This is a genomic window from Cohnella sp. (assembly GCF_041641335.1).
In the GTDB taxonomy this organism is placed as follows: Bacteria; Bacillota; Bacilli; order Paenibacillales; family Paenibacillaceae; genus Cohnella.
On the sequence record NZ_JBEPYQ010000026.1, the window covers coordinates 20,687 to 39,853 of the forward strand.

General features: G+C 57.6%; 14 protein-coding genes. 5 read left to right on the top strand and 9 right to left on the bottom strand.

Going from position 1 to position 19,167, the window contains the following annotated elements:
- The first annotated feature begins 113 nt into the window (after positions 1–113).
- Both ACESLM_RS10800 and ACESLM_RS10805 read left to right on the top strand, forming a co-directional pair.
- Positions 114–437 (top strand): hypothetical protein, encoded by a 324-nt coding sequence (locus tag ACESLM_RS10800; protein WP_372631585.1) that lies wholly within the window; start codon positions 114–116, stop codon positions 435–437.
- Positions 438–472: 35 nt separating this feature from the next.
- On the top strand, positions 473–763 hold the full coding sequence (locus tag ACESLM_RS10805) for a transporter (RefSeq protein WP_094050557.1): 291 nt from the start codon (positions 473–475) through the stop codon (positions 761–763).
- A 48-nt stretch (positions 764–811) separates the two neighbouring features.
- Here ACESLM_RS10805 and ACESLM_RS10810 read toward each other — a convergent pair whose 3' ends face one another.
- The 9 genes from ACESLM_RS10810 to ACESLM_RS10850 form a co-directional block, all read right to left on the bottom strand.
- Entirely contained in the window at positions 812–1,489 is a 678-nt protein-coding gene (locus ACESLM_RS10810) for an MIP/aquaporin family protein (RefSeq protein ID WP_372631586.1), read from the bottom strand.
- Positions 1,490–1,671: 182 nt separating this feature from the next.
- Complete coding sequence (locus tag ACESLM_RS10815; protein ID WP_372631587.1) at positions 1,672–3,603, bottom strand: beta-N-acetylhexosaminidase; 1,932 nt, start codon at positions 3,601–3,603, stop codon at positions 1,672–1,674.
- Between the two features lie 106 nt (positions 3,604–3,709).
- Positions 3,710–5,971, bottom strand: coding sequence for a glycoside hydrolase family 3 C-terminal domain-containing protein (locus ACESLM_RS10820; protein WP_372631588.1), 2,262 nt, complete (start codon positions 5,969–5,971; stop codon positions 3,710–3,712).
- Positions 5,972–5,995: 24 nt separating this feature from the next.
- A complete protein-coding gene (locus ACESLM_RS10825) occupies positions 5,996–8,521 on the bottom strand; it encodes a glycoside hydrolase family 3 N-terminal domain-containing protein (RefSeq protein ID WP_372631589.1) in 2,526 nt (841 codons plus the stop codon).
- A gap of 25 nt (positions 8,522–8,546) precedes the next feature.
- Positions 8,547–9,431, bottom strand: coding sequence for a carbohydrate ABC transporter permease (locus tag ACESLM_RS10830; protein ID WP_372631590.1), 885 nt, complete (start codon positions 9,429–9,431; stop codon positions 8,547–8,549).
- A 15-nt stretch (positions 9,432–9,446) separates the two neighbouring features.
- Positions 9,447–10,376 (bottom strand): ABC transporter permease, encoded by a 930-nt coding sequence (locus ACESLM_RS10835; RefSeq protein ID WP_372631591.1) that lies wholly within the window; start codon positions 10,374–10,376, stop codon positions 9,447–9,449.
- 84 nt (positions 10,377–10,460) lie between these two features.
- Complete coding sequence (locus ACESLM_RS10840) at positions 10,461–12,005, bottom strand: ABC transporter substrate-binding protein (RefSeq protein ID WP_372631592.1); 1,545 nt, start codon at positions 12,003–12,005, stop codon at positions 10,461–10,463.
- Between the two features lie 77 nt (positions 12,006–12,082).
- Positions 12,083–13,720 (bottom strand): response regulator, encoded by a 1,638-nt coding sequence (locus tag ACESLM_RS10845; protein ID WP_372631594.1) that lies wholly within the window; start codon positions 13,718–13,720, stop codon positions 12,083–12,085.
- Positions 13,695–15,482, bottom strand: a complete 1,788-nt coding sequence (locus ACESLM_RS10850; RefSeq protein WP_372631595.1) for a sensor histidine kinase — start codon at positions 15,480–15,482, stop codon at positions 13,695–13,697. The genes ACESLM_RS10845 and ACESLM_RS10850 overlap by 26 nt, the downstream gene beginning before the upstream one ends.
- 263 nt (positions 15,483–15,745) lie before the next feature.
- Here ACESLM_RS10850 and ACESLM_RS10855 point away from each other — a divergent pair, with 263 nt between their 5' ends.
- The 3 genes from ACESLM_RS10855 to ACESLM_RS10865 all read left to right on the top strand — a co-directional run bounded on the left by ACESLM_RS10855 (position 15,746) and on the right by ACESLM_RS10865 (position 19,126).
- A complete protein-coding gene (locus ACESLM_RS10855; RefSeq protein WP_372631596.1) occupies positions 15,746–16,747 on the top strand; it encodes an alpha/beta hydrolase in 1,002 nt (333 codons plus the stop codon).
- Positions 16,748–16,905: 158 nt separating this feature from the next.
- A complete protein-coding gene (locus ACESLM_RS10860; protein ID WP_372631597.1) occupies positions 16,906–18,411 on the top strand; it encodes an ABC transporter substrate-binding protein/permease in 1,506 nt (501 codons plus the stop codon).
- Positions 18,404–19,126: an amino acid ABC transporter ATP-binding protein gene (locus ACESLM_RS10865; RefSeq protein WP_372631598.1), complete on the top strand. Its 723-nt coding sequence runs from the start codon at positions 18,404–18,406 to the stop codon at positions 19,124–19,126. Before ACESLM_RS10860 ends, ACESLM_RS10865 begins: the two co-directional genes overlap by 8 nt.
- The last annotated feature ends 41 nt before the right edge of the window (positions 19,127–19,167 follow it).

Below are 19,167 nucleotides of genomic sequence, written 5' to 3' on the forward strand. Positions count from 1 at the left end.
CGGATCGTCGCGGACGGCGTATTTTGCACAAGAAAGCGGTCGGCGTTTTCCCGTAACCCCGAACTGGGCTTCCGCATAGAATGTTCCATGCTCTGCACACGGAGGTCGTTAGAATGAGCTCGTCAAATCAGGTTCAGCATCAGCTGACGCCGATCTATCAATGCGATTCCCAGGTTCACAAGACGTTGCGCTCGGTGAGGGATCAACTGCATCAGCTGTGCTCTCGTCATTCCAATCGGTTGGTCGTCGTCGAGACGATGGACGGCGACGTATTCGAAGGACATATCCGCTATTGCCATAACGGAGTTCTGTATCTGTCTCTATCGAACGAGGGCTGCTCCCGCGCCTTTTTCCCGGGACCGCTTCCGCCTAATCCTTATGCCAACTTCGTGCTTCCGTTGGTGCTGTTTAATCTGCTCACGATTTCGCTGCTTTAAGATTTCCGATCACGAACAGGAAAGGTGAGATCCTCTTGGCCATTACGCCCCCTCTCGGACCGCAAGGCGGACTGCAGCCCCCGACCGCTCCGCCTCCGCAGACCGTTCCGCAGCAGCCGCTCGCTTCGACGCTTGCGGTAGACCCGGGAGCCATCTCCGGATGCCTGTTCCGCCAAACCTATATTTGGCCGCAGAGCGGACCGGGTTTCTGGTTCTACCCGGTGTTCGTCGGACGCACGTCCGTCTCCGGATTTCGTTGGAACGGATTTTTCTGGATGTTCTCCGGTTTCGACCTGAGGAGAATTCAATCTTTTACGTGTTTCTAGGAAAGCCGGGACCCCCGCAGAGGCTTGCGGGGGTCCCGGTTTCGCATCCTATTGGCGATTCAAGAACCTGTGCACGACGGCTGCCAAGAAGCCCCCCGCCAAAGGAGCCGTCAGGAACACCCAAACCTGCTCCATAGCGGTGCCGCCCAGCAGAACGGCCGGAGCCAGGCTGCGGGCCGGATTCACCGAGGTGCCGGTCAAAGCGATACCCAAAATGTGCACGAACGCAAGCGTAAGCCCAATGACCAGCCCTGCCACTCTGCCGTTGCTCTCCGTCGAAGTGACGCCGAGAATCGCGTATACGAAGACGAAGGTTAGAACGATCTCCACGACGATTGCCATCGCCAGCGAAATTCCGATGCCGTAGCCTTCTCCGAAGCCGTTGGCGCCCAGACTGGTGACGGCTGCGCCCGTCGAATCGATGATCGCGTACAGGAGCGCTGCGCCCGCCAAGCCGCCGGCGATCTGAGAGACGACGTACAGAATGAAGTCGGCGCCCGATATCTTGCGCCTGATCAGCATGGCGAAGGATACCGCAGGGTTAATGTGACACCCGGACACCGGGCCGATGGCGTACGCCATCGCCACGATGGACAGTCCGAACGCCAGAGCGATCCCCAGATTGCCCAGATTCCCTCCGGCAGTCGCCGCACTCCCGCAGCCAAACAATACGAGCACGAATGTACCAATGAATTCCGCCAAGCCTTTTTTCACAGAAGAACCCATACTCACCCTCCGTCACAATTATAAAATCATTCAAAATCAGAACACCTATTCCATTGTAGCTTCCGGATTTGAATAATTTCTGAACAGGGGTCCGCTTAACGTCGTTCCGCTATCGAGCCGGGAAAGCGCCCTGTACAACAAAAAGAGACCCCCTCGGCTTGAGGCGGATCTCTCCTTGTTGTCTACTCTTGTAACGCTTCTTCGTATTGCGCGAGAAGCTTGGAGAACGCCGCGGCGCTTGAGGACAGGCCGCCTTCGCGATTGCGCGCCAGCCAGAGTCGCTTGAACTCGGAGAGCGCCGTCTCGAGCTGCTCCCGGAGCCGCTCCAGCCATTCCCGCTCGGCGGCCGCCCCCTCCAAGCCTTGCCGGTAAATATACCGGTGTAGGCCGGCGCCCTGCTCGATCAGCCGCAACGTGTTGGCCAACTCGTCGCGCACGATCGCGGCATCCGGTCCTTCAAGCTCAAGGCGATTCAATTCCTCCTGCCGCTCCTTCAGCCAGCTCTCCGTCTCGTCGAAGCGGTAGTCCTGCGTAAACGGCGTGCCGCTGCCGCCGATCAGCTTCAGCACTTCCGTCCGGATCGCGGTATCCCGCTCCAGCGTCTCCCGATCGGACAGTCCCCGGCCGAGCAAATAGGCGGTGTAGGTGCCGTTCTCCATCGTGCTTCGCTCCAGACGGCCGTACCGGCCCAACTCCAGAAGGAAGCGTCCTCCGGTACCGCTGCGGTCCCGGAGCATCCGAGCCGAGACATACTCTTCCAGCGCCTCTAACTCGTCCACATTCGCCTCCGTCTGCCAGCTTGCGCCAGCCGCGTAGGCGATGGCCGGATAGCCGACAGCCGGCACCTGCCAATGTCCGCCGTCGCCCCAATCGGCGACGATCAGTCCTTCCGCTCCGTGCGCCAGGCCGCTCCTCGCGGCGTCCGCAATGTTGCCGAGCATATTGTCCGTGCGTCCCGCGATCGAGGACCAGCCGCTGGTGCCGGGACATACATAGTAGCGAACGCCATTCTCCCGGAGCCTGCGGCAATGCGGCTCGAACGGTACGGGAGCGTCGTAGTTCCAGTGCAGCACCGTCACGTCGGACGGCAGCCGCCGGATCAGCTCGGGGTGATGCGCCAGCACGTCGCCCCACATCATCGCTTTCTTGCTGTGGCTGCGCGCGGCCTCGAACATTTTCTCCGCGTAGTTGAAGTACAGCTCCCCGACGCCGATCTCGTCGGCCCGCTCCTTGCTCTTGCCCGATCCGAGTCCGAACGGCTCGTCCATGTTGAGGTTGACGTATTCGGACGAGAAATTCGGCAGCAGCTCGTCGAACAAATCCTTCGCCAGCGCGGCGGAGCGTTCGTTCGCCGGATTCATCGTCGTTGGCGGCAGCTTGAACGGGAGCGGAATCGGCGGCTCCATCCCGTCCGGGTGCTCGGCCAGCTCGCGGAACTCCGGCTTGGCCAGCCACGGCCCCATATGGCCGAGACAGTTCTGATTCGGCACCAGATCGATGTATCGGCTTCGGGCGTAGGCGTCCAGCTCCCGGAATTCCGCCGCGGAGAGCGGCGTGGCCTCCGGGAACGACGATCTGTACTTGGCGTAGTCGAAGCAGAAGCCTTCCATGTAGAGCTGAAGATGGTTGAACTTCAGCTCGGACAGCTTGTCGATCAGCGCGTACAGCGTATCCATCTTCGGAATTTTGTTGCGGCCAATGTCGAGCATGACACCCCGCACCGGGAAACTGGGCTCGTCTTCGATGCGGAAATGCCCCAGTGTTGTTCCTTCCCGACTTACTAACTGCTCCAAGGTCACCATCGCATAGTGCAAGCCGATCTCGGTGCCGGCGCCGACCTTCAACCTATCGTTGCTCCATTCCAATACATACCCTTGCGGCTGCAGATCGGGCAGAAACTCCATTTCGAATGCCGTCTCGGCGGAGGAAGCGCCTTTTACCGAGAAGCCGCCCTTCATCGCTCTATGATAACGCCGCTCGACTTGTACGTTCGCAATGAGCCGCTGCGCCTCATCCCCAATTGCACGCAGCTTCAAATGCGGAGACAGCACCGAGGAGCCTCCCAGAGACTTGAAGCTGCGCGGCTTCGGATACAAGTTCATGAACTCGGTCATTTAAGCCCGCCCCTTTTGCATAAACTGTAATCGGTTGAACCCACAAGAGAAAGTCCATTGCATTCCGAAAGGATGGCTTTGCCGGCTTCGGACAGGTTATCAGCGATCAGCTGTTCAGATGCTCCAGAAGCTCCGCCAATTCCTTCTCCCCGAATTTGCCGCCGCTGAACTGGGCCAGCGATCGCAGCGGGAAGCTCTCTCGGAAGCCTTCCAGCATGGCCTTGCTGTCTTCGTCGGCCACATGGCCGAACGGAAGCAGTTCGCGAAGCTTCTGCATGAAGGCGATGCCTTTGTCCGACAGCATCAAGTCGGCCAGCGTAGAGTTGCGGTCGTACACAACCTTGCGGTCCGATGTCGAGCGAACCGTCACCGTCTCCGACAGCGCGATATCCTGCGAGGAGCGCCCGATCAGAATCTCGAATTGTCCCGTTTCGACGATCCAATCCTGCTCGCCGACCTCGTAGAAAGCAAAGCTGCGCTTGTCGAGCTCGAAGGAAACCGCAGTTTCCTCACCCGGCTCCAGGGAAACTTTGTCGAAGCCTTTCAGCTCCTTCAGCGGGCGGAGAACGCTGCTGTCCATATCTCGGACATACAGCTGCACGATTTCTTTGCCAGCGCGCTCGCCCGTGTTTTTCACTTGAACGGTTACCTTCAGCGTATCCGTGTCCGCAAGCTCTTTCTTATCCACAATCAGGTTGGAGTAGGAGAAGGTCGTGTAGCTGAGACCGTAGCCGAACGGGAATAGCGGCCGCAGCTGCTTCTTGTCGTAGTAACGATAGCCTACGAACAGGCCTTCTTTGTACTCCACGCGATCGCCTTTGCACGGATAGTCGAGATACGTCGGATTGTCGCTCAGTTGCGCCGGGAACGTCTCCGCCAGCTTGCCGGAAGGATTCGCATCGCCGAACAGAAGATCGGCCACGGCGCCGCCAAGCGCTTGACCGCCAAGATAAGCCTCGAGCACGCCTCGGGCTTTGTCCAGCCACGGCATCTCGATCGGAGAGCCGTTGCAGAGCACGACGACCAGGTTCGGCTGTACGGCCGCAACCGCTTCGATTAACGCGACTTGGTTGGCAGGCATGCGCATATGCTTCCGGTCGTAGCCTTCCGATTCGTAGCGCTTCGGCAGTCCGGCGAACACGACCGCAACCTCTGCTTCCTTCGCCGCGCGAAGCGCTTCTTCGCTCAACTGAGCGTTGATATCGTCAACCTTCAAGTCATATCCTTGCGAGTAGACAACCTGCGCGCCTTCTCCTGCCGATGCGGTCAGCTCTTCGACGATATCGTCCAGCTTGGTCGGATTGATCTGCGAGCTTCCGCTTCCTTGATATCGCGGCGCTCGGGCCAGCTCGCCGATGACGGCAATCTTGCCGCCGCGCTTAAGCGGCAATACGTTGTTCTCATTCTTCAGCAGCACCATGCTCTCGGCCGCGATCTCGCGGGCAAGCCGGTGATGCGCCTCCCGATCGTAAGTCGCGCCGGGCTTGCGATGATCCACGGCTTTGAATACGATCGTCAGAAGCCGCTCCAGAGCTGCATCAAGCTTCTCTTCCGGGAGTTGTCCGCTTCGAACCGCCTCGACGATTTGCTTGATGCCTTCGCCTTCGCGCGGCATTTCGAGCTCCAAGCCCACCGCAAGGCTTTGCACTCGATCAACGACCGCGCCCCAGTCCGACACGACGAAGCCTTCATGGCCCCACTCGTTCTTCAGCACATCCGTCAGCAACCATTCATTTTGCGCCGCATACTCGCCGTTGACTTTGTTGTACGCGCACATTACCGTCCATGGCTGCGCGTTCTTCACCGCTCCCTCGAAGCTGGCCAAATAAATTTCGCGGAGCGTCCGCTCGTCCACGACGGAGTCGGCGCTCATCCGGCGAAACTCTTGATTGTTCGCCGCGAAATGCTTAAGCGAAGTCCCTACGCCTTGGCTTTGTACCCCCTTGATATGGTGGGTAGCCATTTCGGAAGAGAGGTACGGATCTTCGGAGAAATACTCGAAGTTGCGTCCGCACAGCGGCGATCTCTTGATGTTGGCTCCCGGACCGAGCAGCACGCCGACGTTCTCCGCCTGGCATTCCATGCCCAGCGCCTCTCCCATCTGCGCAATCAGCTCCCGATTCCACGAGCTGGCAATGCCTGCTGCGGACGGAAAGCAAGTGGACGGTACGCTGTCGAACAACCCCAGATGATCGGCATTCTCGACCTGCTTGCGCAGCCCGTGCGGGCCGTCGGTCACCATAACGGAGGGGATGCCCAATCTCTCCACGGCTTGGGTATGCCAGACGTCGCGCCCCGTGCACAGGCTTGCTTTCTCCTCCAAGGTCATTTGCGCAATCAAGCTTTTAATGTCCCGTTGTTTGCTCATTCCGAATTTCTCCCCTCATTCTGCTTATGCCCCAACCCATATAAACTCGGCCGATCGTACGTCCCTGCTGTTGGAGCCGACAAATACGAAGAACTTGCCCGGCTCTGCCGCATAACCGACTCCCGGCGTCCAGAAGGTTAAACTCTCTTCGGCAATCCGGAACTCCACTTCTTTGCTTTCGCCTGCGGCAAGATGAAGCTTGCTGAACCCTTTCAGCTCCTTCACCGGACGCACGATGCTGCCATGGCAATCCTGGATGTACAGCTGCACGGTTTCTTCTCCGCCGATCCGGCCCGCATTGCTCACCGTGACTGACACTCGAATCTCCTCGCCCACCGCAAGCCGATCGCGATCCAGCTTCAGATCCGAATATTCAAACCGGGTATAGCTGAGCCCGAAGCCGAACGGATACAGCGGATCATTCGGGCCGTCCACATATTTGGAGATAAACTTCTGATGACGGTTGGCTTCCGTAAGCGGTCTTCCGGTGCGAAAATGGTTATAATACACCGGAATTTGCCCGGTATGCGCCGGAAAGCTCATCGTCAGCTTCCCCGAAGGGTTGTAATCGCCTACGAGCACGTCGGCAATCGCATGTCCGGCCTGGGAGCCCAGGAACCACGTTTCCACAATTGCATTCACGTTCCTGTCAAACCAATCCAGCACCAGCGGGCGACCGTTCGTCAGCACGAGCACGACCGGTTTGCCAAGCGCGGCCACGGCTTCCGCGAGCTTCTTCTGCGCTTCCGGCAATTCGATGCTCATCCGCGAAGCCGCTTCCCCGGACATGTCGCTGCTCTCCCCGAGTGCCAGAAGGACAACGTCTGCCTGTTCCGCCTTCTCCAAAGCTTCCTCGATCCCGCCCTCTATCGGCTCATGAACCCCGCACCCTTTGGCATACAGCAATCGCTCTTCCGAGATTCCCTTGTCGCGCAAGCCTTCGTACAAGGTCACCGTCTCATGGCCGAACCTCGAGAACTGCCACGGACCGAGCAAATCCCGGCTGTCCGCGAACGGGCCGATCAGCGCGACCTTACCTCCGCCGTTGCCCGCCATAGGCAGTACTCCGTCATTTTTCAATAGCACGATGGACTTTCGCGCAAGATCGCGGCTGGATTGCAGATGATCCTCGTGAAAATGATATTCCGCTTCCTTCTCCGGGCGAACATAACGGAACGGATCATCCATCAAACCGAGCTTATACTTCAGCGTCAAAATGCGGCGAGCGGCATCGTTAATCTGCGCCTCCGAGATTTTCCCTTCCCCCACCAGCTGCGGCAAGTGCTCGAACGTGCGCGTCGCCATCTCGATATCCATCGTCGCGTCGACCGCCATTTTCGCGGCTTCCTTCACATCGTCCGTCAGGCCATGCACGACAATTTCGTCCACCGCGCCGTAGTCCGAGATCAAGATGCCGTCGAAGCCGAGCTCATCGCGCAGCAGGTCCTTCATCACGGCCTTGCTTGCCGCCACCGGCACGCCTTGATAAATATTGAACGCGTTCATGACCGAACCCGCTCCGGCTTGCAGGCCCGCCTGGAACGGCGGCAAGTATACATTGCGCAGCGTCGCTTCCGACAGATCGACCGTATTGTAATCGCGCCCGCCTTCGGCTGCGCCGTAACCGATAAAGTGCTTCAGACAAGCCACGATCGTTTCCGGGTCCAGCAGCGAATCCCCCTGGAAACCTTCAACCTGCGCTTTCGCAATCAGCGCGCCCAAGTACGGGTCCTCGCCCGCCCCCTCGGACACTCGGCCCCATCGCGGGTCCCTGCTCACATCGATCATCGGCCCGTGGTTGTACACCGTACCCGATGCGCTCGCTTCCTTCGCCGCGATCGCGCACGCTTCCTTGATCCCATCGAGATCCCAGCTGCAGGACCAGGCCAGCGGAATCGGGAAGATCGTCTGCGAGCCGTGAATAATATCCGCATTGAACAACAGAGGAATACGATGCGGCGATTGCTCCACCGCGATCTTCTGCAGCTCGAATACCCGGCTGACATCGAACGCGCCCAGCACCGAACCCGCTCGGCCCTCGGCGATCAGCTTCTCCGGCGGATCGGTCTCCACCGCATGGCCGAACGAGAAGTTCGACGCGGGAACCTGGAACATCTGGCCGATCTTCTCTTCGAGCGACAGCCGGCCCAGAAGAGCGTCCACCGCTTCCCGAATCTCCTCGTCGGATCGCTTTGCCACGTCATCCTTCCGATAAGGCTTCACCTGCTCGGCCAGCGCTTCCGATAGAGCAAGTCCGCGGCCCCTGGCCGCCTCGATCGGCAAGCTTCCGAGACCGGGCATGCGCATCTCTCCGCTCAGGCGGTCATCTTCGAACGCCAGATCTACGACGATCTCCTCGTCCGGTCTCCAGAACGCTTTCGCCCGGCCATGGAGCCGATTGCCCTCCACCGCAAGCGATTCGATCTGAATCGGAATGGCCAGCGGTTCCGTCGCGATATCCAACGAGTAGCCCGCTTTCTTCGTCACCTTGAATTGGATTTTCAGCTTCATTAACGGTGTCGCTACAACCGTATGCCACAAGCCCAACATGGCTGTCCCTCCACTCTTCATCCCATCAGCCTTTTACGGCGCCGATCATCAAACCTTTAACGAAATACTTCTGGAAAAACGGATAAGCGAGCAGAATCGGTACGATCGCCACGACGGCGATCGCCATGCGAAACGTTTCTTTGGGCAGCATCGCCAAAGCGTCGGTAGCTCCCATACTGCTGTTCATAGATAAGAACTCGATGTTGCTCATAATGCGGTTTAGCACGTTCTGAAGATTAAGCAGATTCGGATCGTTGATAAAGATCAGTCCGTTGTTCCAGTCATTCCAGAAAGCAAGCGCCTGGAACAAACCGATCGTCGCGAGAATCGGCAGCGACAGCTGCAAAATGATGCGGTAATAGATCTTGAATTCGCTCGCTCCGTCGATACTGGCGGATTCGATCACCGCGGTCGGAATCGTGTTGGTGAAGAAAGCGCGCATCAACAGCACGTTAAATCCGTTCATCAGCAGCCACGGGATCAATTGCGCCCAGAGCGTATTTTGAAGCTCGAATACTTTGGTGTAGACCATATACGTCGGCACCAGGCCGCCGTTAAACAGCAAGGTGAAAAATACAATGAAGGCCAGCACCTTGCCCCCCGGCAAGTCCCTGCGCGACAACGGATAAGCCAGCAAGGACGTGATCGCAAGACTCGTCACCGTACCGACAACCGTGATCAGGATGGTAATGCCGTAAGCGTGGAGGATGGTGTCGGAGTTTTTCCACAAATATTCGTATGCGCCAAAGCTGAATTCCGACGGAAAGAAGGAATACCCGTCTCTCACGATCGCTTTATCATCCGTAATAGAGGAGATAAACAGCAGGACAAACGGAAGGATGCAGGCCAGCGAAAACAAACCGAGCACGAGATGAGACGCGACCTGCCATCCGCGGTATTGATTCTTCATAAGACTCCCCCCTTATCAGAACAGTGCGTTGTCTCTGTCGATTTTACGGACGATATAGTTCGACACCAGAACCAGGACGAAGCCGACAATGGATTGATAGAACCCTGCCGCAGCGGACATCCCGATATCGCCGAGCTGCATCAGACCGCGGAATACGTAGGTGTCGATAACGTTGGTCGTATCGTATATCGCACCGGAGTTCATCGGGATCTGATAGAACAAACCGAAGTCGGAGTAGAAAATTCGGCCGATCGCAAGCAAGGTGAGCATCGTGATGATCGGAGAGATCATCGGAAGCGTGATTTTGCGAATTTGCTGCCACTTGGATGCGCCGTCAAGCCCGGCCGCTTCGTAGTACTCCCGGTCAATCCCGATAATGGCGGCCAGGAAGACGATGCACGAGTACCCGGCCCCTTTCCAAATATGCACGATCGTTAAAATATAAGGCCAATACTTGGATTCCAAATACCAGGAGATCGGTTCGACCCCAAGCATCGGCAGAATAGTCTTGTTCACAAAGCCCGTGGCCGGACCGAGCAGCGCATACACGAGATAGCTGACCAGAATGATGGAAATCATATGAGGCAATATCATGACGCTCTGATAGAAACGCTGCGAGAACCTGCTGCGAATCTCGTTGAGCAATATGGCGATCAGGATCGCAAAACCAAGTCCAAGGACGATGAATACCGCGTTGTACAGAATCGTGTTGCGCGTAATGATGTAAGCGTCGCTTGTCGCAAATAAATAACTGAAGTTCTTGAACCCGACCCAGTCGCTGCCCCATATCCCTTTCGCGTAATTGATATCCTTGAAGGCAATGGAGAGGCCGAACATCGGCAAATAGTTGTTGATCAGCAAATAGGCCAGTCCCGGTATGGTCATGATATAAAGCGGGATATACCGACGGAGGTTGATTCTTTTTCGTTTCACTTCTGTATTCATCACGTTCCCCCCACTGGATGACAGCTGCGGAATAATAAGCCCGACCAATCTTCGACTGATCGGGCGCTTGCTTGTTATGAAAATTTACTTTACGCCGTTGGCCGCCGCCCACTCATCCAATTGCTTCTGCTTCTCTGCGACGATCTTGTCGATTCCGGCCGCTTGCAGCTTATCGATGAATTGAGGGAGAATTTTGTCCGGGTCGACGCTGCCCGTCTCCAGAGACAGCTTGTATTCGTTGATCACGTTGGAGACTGCCGCGTATTCCGTCTTCACGTTGGAGCCGTCGAAGATGAACCCGAGCGCTTTGGATGGCGTCGCCGATTCGTTGAACTCTTTCATTTTGCTCCAAATTTCAGGATCGTTGCTTTCCAGCACATAGGCTTTGAACTGATTGCCGAACATCCATTGCAAGCTGTTGAAGCCCACCGAGTTCGCATCCTTGCCTTCCGGATACTTGATGATCTTGTCTTGCACCTTCACATAGTGCGTGCCTTCAATCCCCCAGCTGAACAGGTTCACGATGTTTTCGTCCTCATACATCAGGTTCAGGAATTTCATCGCTTTCTCGGGAAGCTTCGAGTGCACCGGAATTCCCCACATTGCAAGCGTTATGTTCGAAGTGGTGCTGTATGGAGGATTCAATTCCGCGGAAACGACCTCGACTCCGTTGTTTTTCGTTTCTTGCACGTCGAATCCCGGTTTCTGCATCCCGATGTACGAGGCGACTTTACCCGAACTCATCAGCTCGACCAAGCTCAATTTGTTCGTAGCCGCATCGCTCAAAATATATCCCGCTTTGTACCACTCGCGGATTCTCTTGACGAAGTCCGCGTATTCCTGCGTTTCGAACAGGTTAACGACCTTCAAGCCGTTGTCGTAATGCGGGAGAACCCCCATATTGTCGCCAAGCTCGTCATAGAACTTGTACACGTCGCGGAACGACTGCGTTCCGCCGGTCGAGATCGGCACCCTATCCGGCTCTTTTTCTTTGAGCAATTGCAGTACGTTCGCTACATCGTCCAATGTCTTGATCGCGCTCATGTCGATGTTGTGCTTTTCCACCAGATCTTTACGAATGGTATACCCGTAGCTGCCCGCCAAGTCGCGCACGGACGGAACGCTGTAGATCTTGCCGCCGATCTTCGTGGCGTTCAGGTATTTTTGTTCGAGGGAAGCCGTAATTCCGCTGCCATACTCCCCGATGAGATCGTCAAGGGGACTGAGCATGCCCTTGGCAACCATGTTGCTGTACATGGTGCCATGCACGTAGGTTAGATCCAATTTCTCATTCGAGCTGAAAATCAGGTTTGTCCGTTGCAGCCATTCGCCGGCGTTGATCGGCATGAACTTGACCCGAACCTTGATCTTCGATTCCGTAATTTTGTTCATTTCCTGTTCCACGAGCTGCAGCCCCGTAAGATCGGGGGAGACGATCGGGAACGCGACGATCAACTCTTCGACCGGCCCGTCGTCTTCCGCTGCGGACGGTTTGCCGCTCTCCGCACTATTTTCGCTATTTCCGCTTGCCGCACCGTTGTTGTCTTTGTTGTTACTGCCGCCGCATGCCGACAAGATCAGCGCAAAGCTGAGCAGAAGCAATAATGACCCTTGCATGACTCTCTTCAACTTAATCCCCCCGCTGTTAATCGTTGTGATGTTGCTGTCTCTATTGTACGGGGGCGATGGGAACGACTCTGCCCGTCTTACGACTTCTCCCTGCCACTTTCCCGACTTCCGTCCGCGAAGCGTTCTCCCTGGTGCTTGCTGCGATACTCGACCGGATTGAGCTGCATATATTTCTTGAACATGCGCGAGAAGTGCGAGAAGTTGGCGTAGCCGATCTTGCCCGCGATCGAGGCGACGGACATCTCCGTATTGATCAGAAGGCCGGCGGCGATCTCCAAGCGCTGCTGAAGCAAATAATCGGAAATCGACAATCCCGTCTCCTTCTTGAAAATACGCGTCAAATAGTCCGGATTCAAATAAACGGAATGAGCGATATCCTCTCGGGAAATGTCCTTGTCCAAATTTTCGCGAATGTAGGCTTTGACCTTGTCCACGACGCTCTGCGATTGATCGACGTCGGCGATGACCTCCATGGACCTGCCGATCATATGCCTGAGCCAGTTCAGCGAATCGTTGGCCGAACGCATCGATGCGGCGATCAGCTCCGTCGAGCGTTCGTCCCCGAACAACTGATGCGCCTGGATGCCTTTGACTTGGAGCACGTAGTATACCATCTGCTGGAAGTCTTGTATGAACCGGTTCAGCGTATCGGAATTCAGTTGCCCGGAGGCCGCCTGCGACTTCAGGTATTCCTCCACGGCTTTGGACAGCTCGGCCCGTTTGGCTTCCTTCAGCAGCACGGCCCACATGCTCATATCCGGCGGCAGATGCCCGCTCATGGAGGCCTGCGGGTCGTGAAGCGAGAATACGCGTTGGTCGTAGGCCACGTTATTCGCGTCGAGTCTGCGCAGCCTGGAATAGATAGACGCCATGTGGTGCCCCTGCGCGCTTTCGCCGATATAACAGGCCACTCCCGCGTAGAAGAAGGAACCGCAGGCTTCGACGAACTTCTCGCAGGCCGCGCGCAGCCGCTCCTCGTCTGCCATGACCGACTCTCCGCTGGCGAGCGCCAGCATGCAGCCGCCGCCAAGCGACACCAGCAGCCCGCTCTCCAGGTCGCTCAGCAGAAGCTCCTCGGCCGACTTGCGAATGGCGTATTCCAGCACTTTCTCGTCTCGCAGCGAAACTTCCTTATACCATCTTCTGATGCGGATCAGAACGGGAACAAAGGTCATCTCTTGCGAATACGGAATATTCCGTTCCTCGGCCGCCTTCTTCTGCGCTGCCGCGTCGCCCGGAATCGCTTGGTTCAAAATGTCCAGCCAGAACCGCTCTACGATCAGCGGCTGATGCTTGACCCAATATTTGCCGTATTGGCTGAACTCGTTCAGCCGGTTGTCCTGGTCGAGCTTGCGCATCGCCTTCCGAACGGCTTCGGTAAGCTCGCCGTACGGGATCGGCTTCAGCAAATAGTCAAGGCTGCCGAGCTGCATCGCTTGCTTGGCGTATTGGAAATCGGCGTGGCAGGTCAAGAAAATGGTTTCCGTCCGCGGGTAGTGCCGTCTGACCCACTCCAGCAGCTCCAGCCCGGTTCCCTGGGGCATCTCGATGTCGCACAGTAAAATATCGATCGGCTCGTTGCGGAAGATTTCCTTGGCCTGATCGGGGCTGTAAGCTTCGAACAAGCGGGTAATCCCGATCCCGGGCCAATCCACTCCCGACTTCAGCCCTTCGACGGCAATCGGCTCGTCATCCACGATCAGCAATCGGCTCATCTTCGTCTCCCTCCTTCCCTTCCGGCTCCGGTCGCAGCGGAATCACAAGCTCAACGACCGCGCCGTGCGGATCGTCGTTATAGCATTCCATCCATGCGCGCTCCCCGAATTGCAGCCGCAGGCGCTCCCGCACGTTCCACAATCCGATATGCGCGCCGTTCTCGTCCGCGATCTGCCTGCCGCTGCGGATCGTATCCAGCGCTTCGTCGGAAAAGCCTTTGCCCGTATCGCGAACCGAGAGGCAAACCAACGGTTCGTCGGCCAGCGTGTCCAGCGAGGCTTCGAGGTGCATGGAGATCGAACCGTCCATGCGGACGGCGTGCTTGATCGTGTTCTCGACGAGCGTCTGCAGAATGAGCGGCGGAATCGGCGTCTCCTGAAGGTATTCCGGCACCCGAATATCGCAGTCGAAACGATTAGGCAGCCGCATCTGCTGAATGTGCAAATAATTGCGGATATGCTTCAGCTCGTCTTTGAGCTGTACGAGCGGATGATTGCTTTGGAACATGTAACGAAAATATTGCACGAGGCACATCGTCATTTCCTGGATCAGCTCGTACTGCTTGACCTGAGCCAGATTGTACAAAATGTTCAGCGAGTTCATGAAAAAATGCGGATTGATCTGAAGCTGCAGATGCTTCAGTTCGGCCCGCTGCTTGCTTAGCTGTTCTTCGTATACGTGAATTTTCAGCTCTTCGATCTGGGTGATCATCTGGTTAAACGTGCGATTGACGAGCTGGAATTCATCCGGCACGGGAGATTCCTCGATTTGAAGATTAAGGTTCCCTTCTCCGATCAGGCGCATCCCGACCATCAGCTTCCGCAGCGGCATAAGCAGCACCTTGCGCAGAAACCACGCGCTCAGCAGCAGCATCGCCACCGCCACTACGATGACGAAGTTGGCCGCGTTCGCCAGATAGGGGAGATTTTCGAGAATCTGCTTGTCCAGACTGACCGCGACGAGGCTGAAAGCGCCCTTGCGCGACGATTCCCCGACGACGAGATAGTCGCCCCGGCTGCCCGACAAGTAATAATCGTGGAAACCTTGCGTGAAATCCAGGCCTTCGACCTCCAGCGGCTGGGTGCCTCCCAGCCGTTCACCCGCTCCGTCCACGATGAGAACGGCCCCCGTCTTCCCCGTGTTCATCTCGCTCAGCGGCGCCAGCATCGTCTGGACCTTCACCCACGCTCCGATATACAGCTCGCCGCTTCTAAGCAGACGCACGATGTAGGGGTCGCCGTCAACGTGCATCGACGCCCATTCGGTGTTGACGTGCAGCGGCTGTTGCGTCAGCCGCAAAATCTGCTCCGTCAACGCTTGACGAAGCCCGGTCAGCCGGCTGTAGCTTACAGCCGGCTTGTACGCCTCCATCATATCCTGCTTGGGCAGGGAGTAGACGAAGAAGCCGTCGATATACGGATAGACGATAAGATCGGAGGTCAGCAGGCGAGAGGCGCCGCTCTTGGCCATCATGTACTGATCTTCCGTTGCCTGCTGGTCGCCCATCGTCAGCAGATTGAAATCCGAGAACGCCAAACCCGTCAGATGACGCTCCACCTCGGACAGCTGATCGTCGATCTGCCTCATGTGAATGGAGATCAGCGTCTTATTGGACATCGCCACCTGATTGTGAATGACGCGCACGCTGTAATCGTTGTTGTATAGGAGCAAAGCGATCAATGGAACCGTAATGCTGAATAGGCCAAGCACAAGCTTGACCCTGATCGAGCCCCAAGGGATTGAAGCGAAGCGTCTGAACATGATGGTTCCCCCTGTCGGATGATAAGAGCTTCTAGGTTATTATATCTCATCCGTAGCGTTGCCCCGCTCCATCGTAACGCTCTTCCGGAGAGCGCTTCTGCTCCTCATCCGACCAAAACCCTCGCATTTTGCGACCTTTTGCCGCATCGGGCTTCCGTTAGTCGGAATTCGACCTTGTCCCCGTCGGAACAAGGGTGGATCTTTCGCCGAGCGGCCTGATAGGATAAGGGCATCAGTCAGGTATGACGAGGAGTGATTGCCAGTTGGCCCTATTCGGACGCATCGTTAAAGCGGTTGCTTTCACCGGTTTTATGACGGTTATGAAAATAAGAATCGCCGTGCGGTCGTCGCCGGAGCCGTTCGTCCGGTGGCTTCGGCGCCAGCCCGACCCGGGGCTCGTTCCGCCTAGCCATATCGCCGAGTACGAGCAGCGGATCAGGAAGGCGGAGAACGTGACGTACCCTTCGGATTATCGGGCGAATAAGCTGGATATTTATTGGCCGGCAGACGGCGAGGACAAGCTTCCGACGATCTTGTGGGTCCACGGCGGAGCGTTCGTGGCGGGCGACAAGGAGGGTACTGCCTCTTGGTGCGCCGTGATGGCAAGTCAAGGCTATACGGTCGTCAGCATGAACTATGAGACTGCGCCCGAAGCGCGTTATCCGGTTCCCGTGCTGCAGATGGCGGAGGTTGTCCGCTATTTGACCGAAGAGGCCGAGAGCTATCCGACGCTGGACCTGGATCGCCTCATTATCGGAGGAGATTCCGCGGGCGCACAGATCGCCTCCCAGTTCGCAGCGATTCAGACCAATTCCGAGCTGGCGCGGCTAACCGGAATTGCGCCGTCGGTACCGCCGCGCGCGCTGAAAGCCGCGCTCCTGTATTGCGGGCCCTATGACGTGAAGCGGCTGGCCAACGTGCAAGACAGGGCCGGCAGGTTTTTCATGCACCAGATCGGATGGGCCTATATCGGGGAACGGAAATGGAGGGACAGCGTCCATGCGCGGAATGCTTCGACCGTCGACTACGTGACGGATCGGTTTCCTCCCGCGTTTATTACCGACGGCAATACGGGTTCGTTCGAGATGCACGGCAAGGAGCTGGAGACAAGGCTGAGGACGCTGGGCGTTCGGGTCGCTTCTCTGTTTTTCCCGTTATCCGAAGGCGTCGTGAATCATGAGTACCAGTTCCGGTTGGATACGCCCGAGGCCGCCGTCTGCCTGGACATGACGCTCGCTTTCCTCGCGGAATGCCTTGACGGCTAGACGCCGGCGAGAACGGTCGACATGAGCTGCCGGCCTCCGTTTTCATAGGGATTATTTGGAACAAGGCTTATCCCTCCTCGCTTCTTCACATCCTCCAATGAACGGCTTATACTTTGGAGATGACTATAAGATAGATGCGCACAAGAAACGAGGATACTATGGACCGGAACAACCTACGCGCCGCCCTGTGCGTGCCGCTCATCGCGTTCGCGCTGCTGCTTCTGTCGCTCGGTCCGGCAGTCGGGCCCTGGATCCACTGGGCTCACGCCGCCGATGCGCCGACGGCAAGCGAACCGGCCGCAGGGACGAAGAAGCTCGTCATGGGCACGTCGCCCGATTATCCGCCCTACGAAAGCGTAGACGCGAAGAACAACGGCGATATTGTCGGCATGGACATCGACATCGCCAAGTACATCACCAGCCGGCTCGGCTACGAGCTGGAGATCGCCAGCATGGACTTCAGCGGCTTGATTGCGGCGCTCCAGACGGGACGCGTCGACTTCGTCATGTCCGGAATGTCGGTGACGGAGGAGCGCAAGATGAGCGTCGCCTTCTCCGACAGCTATTACACGGCCCGCAATACGATCGTCTCCCGGAGCGCCGACGGGTTCGAGACCGTAGATCAGCTCTCGGGCAAGCTCGTCGGCTCGCAGCTCGGCTCGATTCAGGATCAATTCGCCGAGACGATCCCGGGAGCCAGGCAGAAGAAGCTCAACAAAATCGCCGATCTCATCCAGGAGCTCAACTCCGGGCGCATCGACGCGGCGATCGTCGAGGACGCCGTCGCGCTGGAGATGGTCGGTGCGAACCCCGGCCTCGTCATGAATTTCCTGCCCGTCTCGGAGGAGGACAACGGCTACGCCATCGCCTTCCCCAAGCAGACGCAGCTCGTCGGGGATTTCAACCGCGTGCTTGCGGAAATGAAAGAAAACGGAGAACTGCAGAACATTATCGGCAAATGGTTTGGAGAAAAGGAAGACGCTTCCGGGCGGGAGAGCGGCTTCCTGAACATCGACTTCCGGGTGCTGGACGGGTACGTGCCGTACATTCTGAAAGGCGTCTACGTCACGCTGCTGTTCACCCTCGTCTCGGCCCTGCTCGGGCTGATCTGGGGCACGATTCTGTCCCTGTTCAAAATCTCCGGCGTCAAGCCGCTGATCGCGTTCGCCACCGCCTACACTTCGGTGTTCCGCGGAACTCCGCTGCTCGTGCAGCTCACGCTGATCTACTACGCGACTCCGCAGCTGTTCGGCTTCGACATTCCCGCTCTGCTCGCGGCCGGCCTTGCGTTCGGGCTCAACTCCGCCGCGTACTTGTCGGAGACGATCCGCGGAGGCATCATGGCCGTCGACAAAGGCCAGCGCGAAGCTGCGATCGCCCTTGGGGTTCCTTACCGGAAAATGATGGTTCGCATTATTTTCCCCCAGGCGCTCCGCCATATTCTGCCCGCGCTCGTGAACGAGTTCGTCGCGCTGCTGAAGGAATCCTCGCTCGTCTCGGTCATCGGCGTCACCGAGCTGATGCGCCGCGCGGACGTCGTCCGGGCCAGCACCTTCCGCTCCTTCGAGGCGCTGCTGCTCGTCGCCGCGATCTATTACGTGCTCGTGCTCGTTCTGACATCTCTTGCCCGCATGCTGGAAAGGAGGCTGCGCCGAAGTGATTAACGTAACCGACTTGACGAAAACCTTTGGCAAAACCCAGGTGCTCAAGGGCATCACGACCCAAGTGGACAAAGGAGAGGTCGTCGCCCTGATCGGACCGTCGGGTTCGGGCAAGTCCACCTTCCTCCGCTGCCTGAACCTGCTCGAGACGCCGACCTCCGGGACAATCGCCATTAACGGCGTCGAGCTGACGGACCCCAAAACCGATATCGCCCGCGTGCGGCAAGGAATCGGCATGGTGTTCCAGCATTTTCACCTGTTTCCGCACATGACGGTGCTCGACAATATTACGTTCGCCCCCGTGGAGGTCAAGGGCATGTCCGTGGAGGAGGCCCGCGCCAAGGCGCATGCGCTGCTCTCCCGCGTCGGCTTGGCCGATAAGGCCGACAGCTATCCGTCCCGACTCTCGGGCGGACAGAAGCAGCGCGTCGCGATCGCGCGAAGCCTGGCGATGGAGCCGGACATCATGCTGTTCGACGAGCCGACCTCGGCGCTTGATCCCGAGATGGTCAAGGAAGTTCTGAACGTCATTCGCGGTCTGGCAGAGAGCGGAATGACGATGCTGATCGTCACCCACGAGATGAAGTTCGCGCGGGAAGCCGCCGATACGATCTACTTCCTCGACGAGGGCAGACTCGTCGAGCGGGCGGCGCCGGAGCAGTTCTTCAGCCGGCCCCAGAGCGAGCGCGCGACCCGGTTTCTGGAGCAGGTGCTGTAAATTCCTACACGAACAACAGCCGGGAGCCTCAGCAGATTTTC

Excerpts from the sequence above, each read along its gene's own strand:
- ACESLM_RS10830 (WP_372631590.1), bottom strand. The coding sequence starts at position 9,431 with ATGAAGAATCAATACCGCGGATGGCAGGTCGCGTCTCATCTCGTGCTC.
- ACESLM_RS10815 (WP_372631587.1), bottom strand. The coding sequence starts at position 3,603 with ATGACCGAGTTCATGAACTTGTATCCGAAGCCGCGCAGCTTCAAGTCT.
- ACESLM_RS10860 (WP_372631597.1), top strand. The coding sequence starts at position 16,906 with ATGGACCGGAACAACCTACGCGCCGCCCTGTGCGTGCCGCTCATCGCG.
- ACESLM_RS10825 (WP_372631589.1), bottom strand. The coding sequence starts at position 8,521 with ATGTTGGGCTTGTGGCATACGGTTGTAGCGACACCGTTAATGAAGCTG.
- ACESLM_RS10800 (WP_372631585.1), top strand. The coding sequence starts at position 114 with ATGAGCTCGTCAAATCAGGTTCAGCATCAGCTGACGCCGATCTATCAA.
- ACESLM_RS10810 (WP_372631586.1), bottom strand. The coding sequence starts at position 1,489 with ATGGGTTCTTCTGTGAAAAAAGGCTTGGCGGAATTCATTGGTACATTC.
- ACESLM_RS10850 (WP_372631595.1), bottom strand. The coding sequence starts at position 15,482 with ATGTTCAGACGCTTCGCTTCAATCCCTTGGGGCTCGATCAGGGTCAAG.
- ACESLM_RS10835 (WP_372631591.1), bottom strand. The coding sequence starts at position 10,376 with ATGAATACAGAAGTGAAACGAAAAAGAATCAACCTCCGTCGGTATATC.
- ACESLM_RS10845 (WP_372631594.1), bottom strand. The coding sequence starts at position 13,720 with ATGAGCCGATTGCTGATCGTGGATGACGAGCCGATTGCCGTCGAAGGG.
- ACESLM_RS10820 (WP_372631588.1), bottom strand. The coding sequence starts at position 5,971 with ATGAGCAAACAACGGGACATTAAAAGCTTGATTGCGCAAATGACCTTG.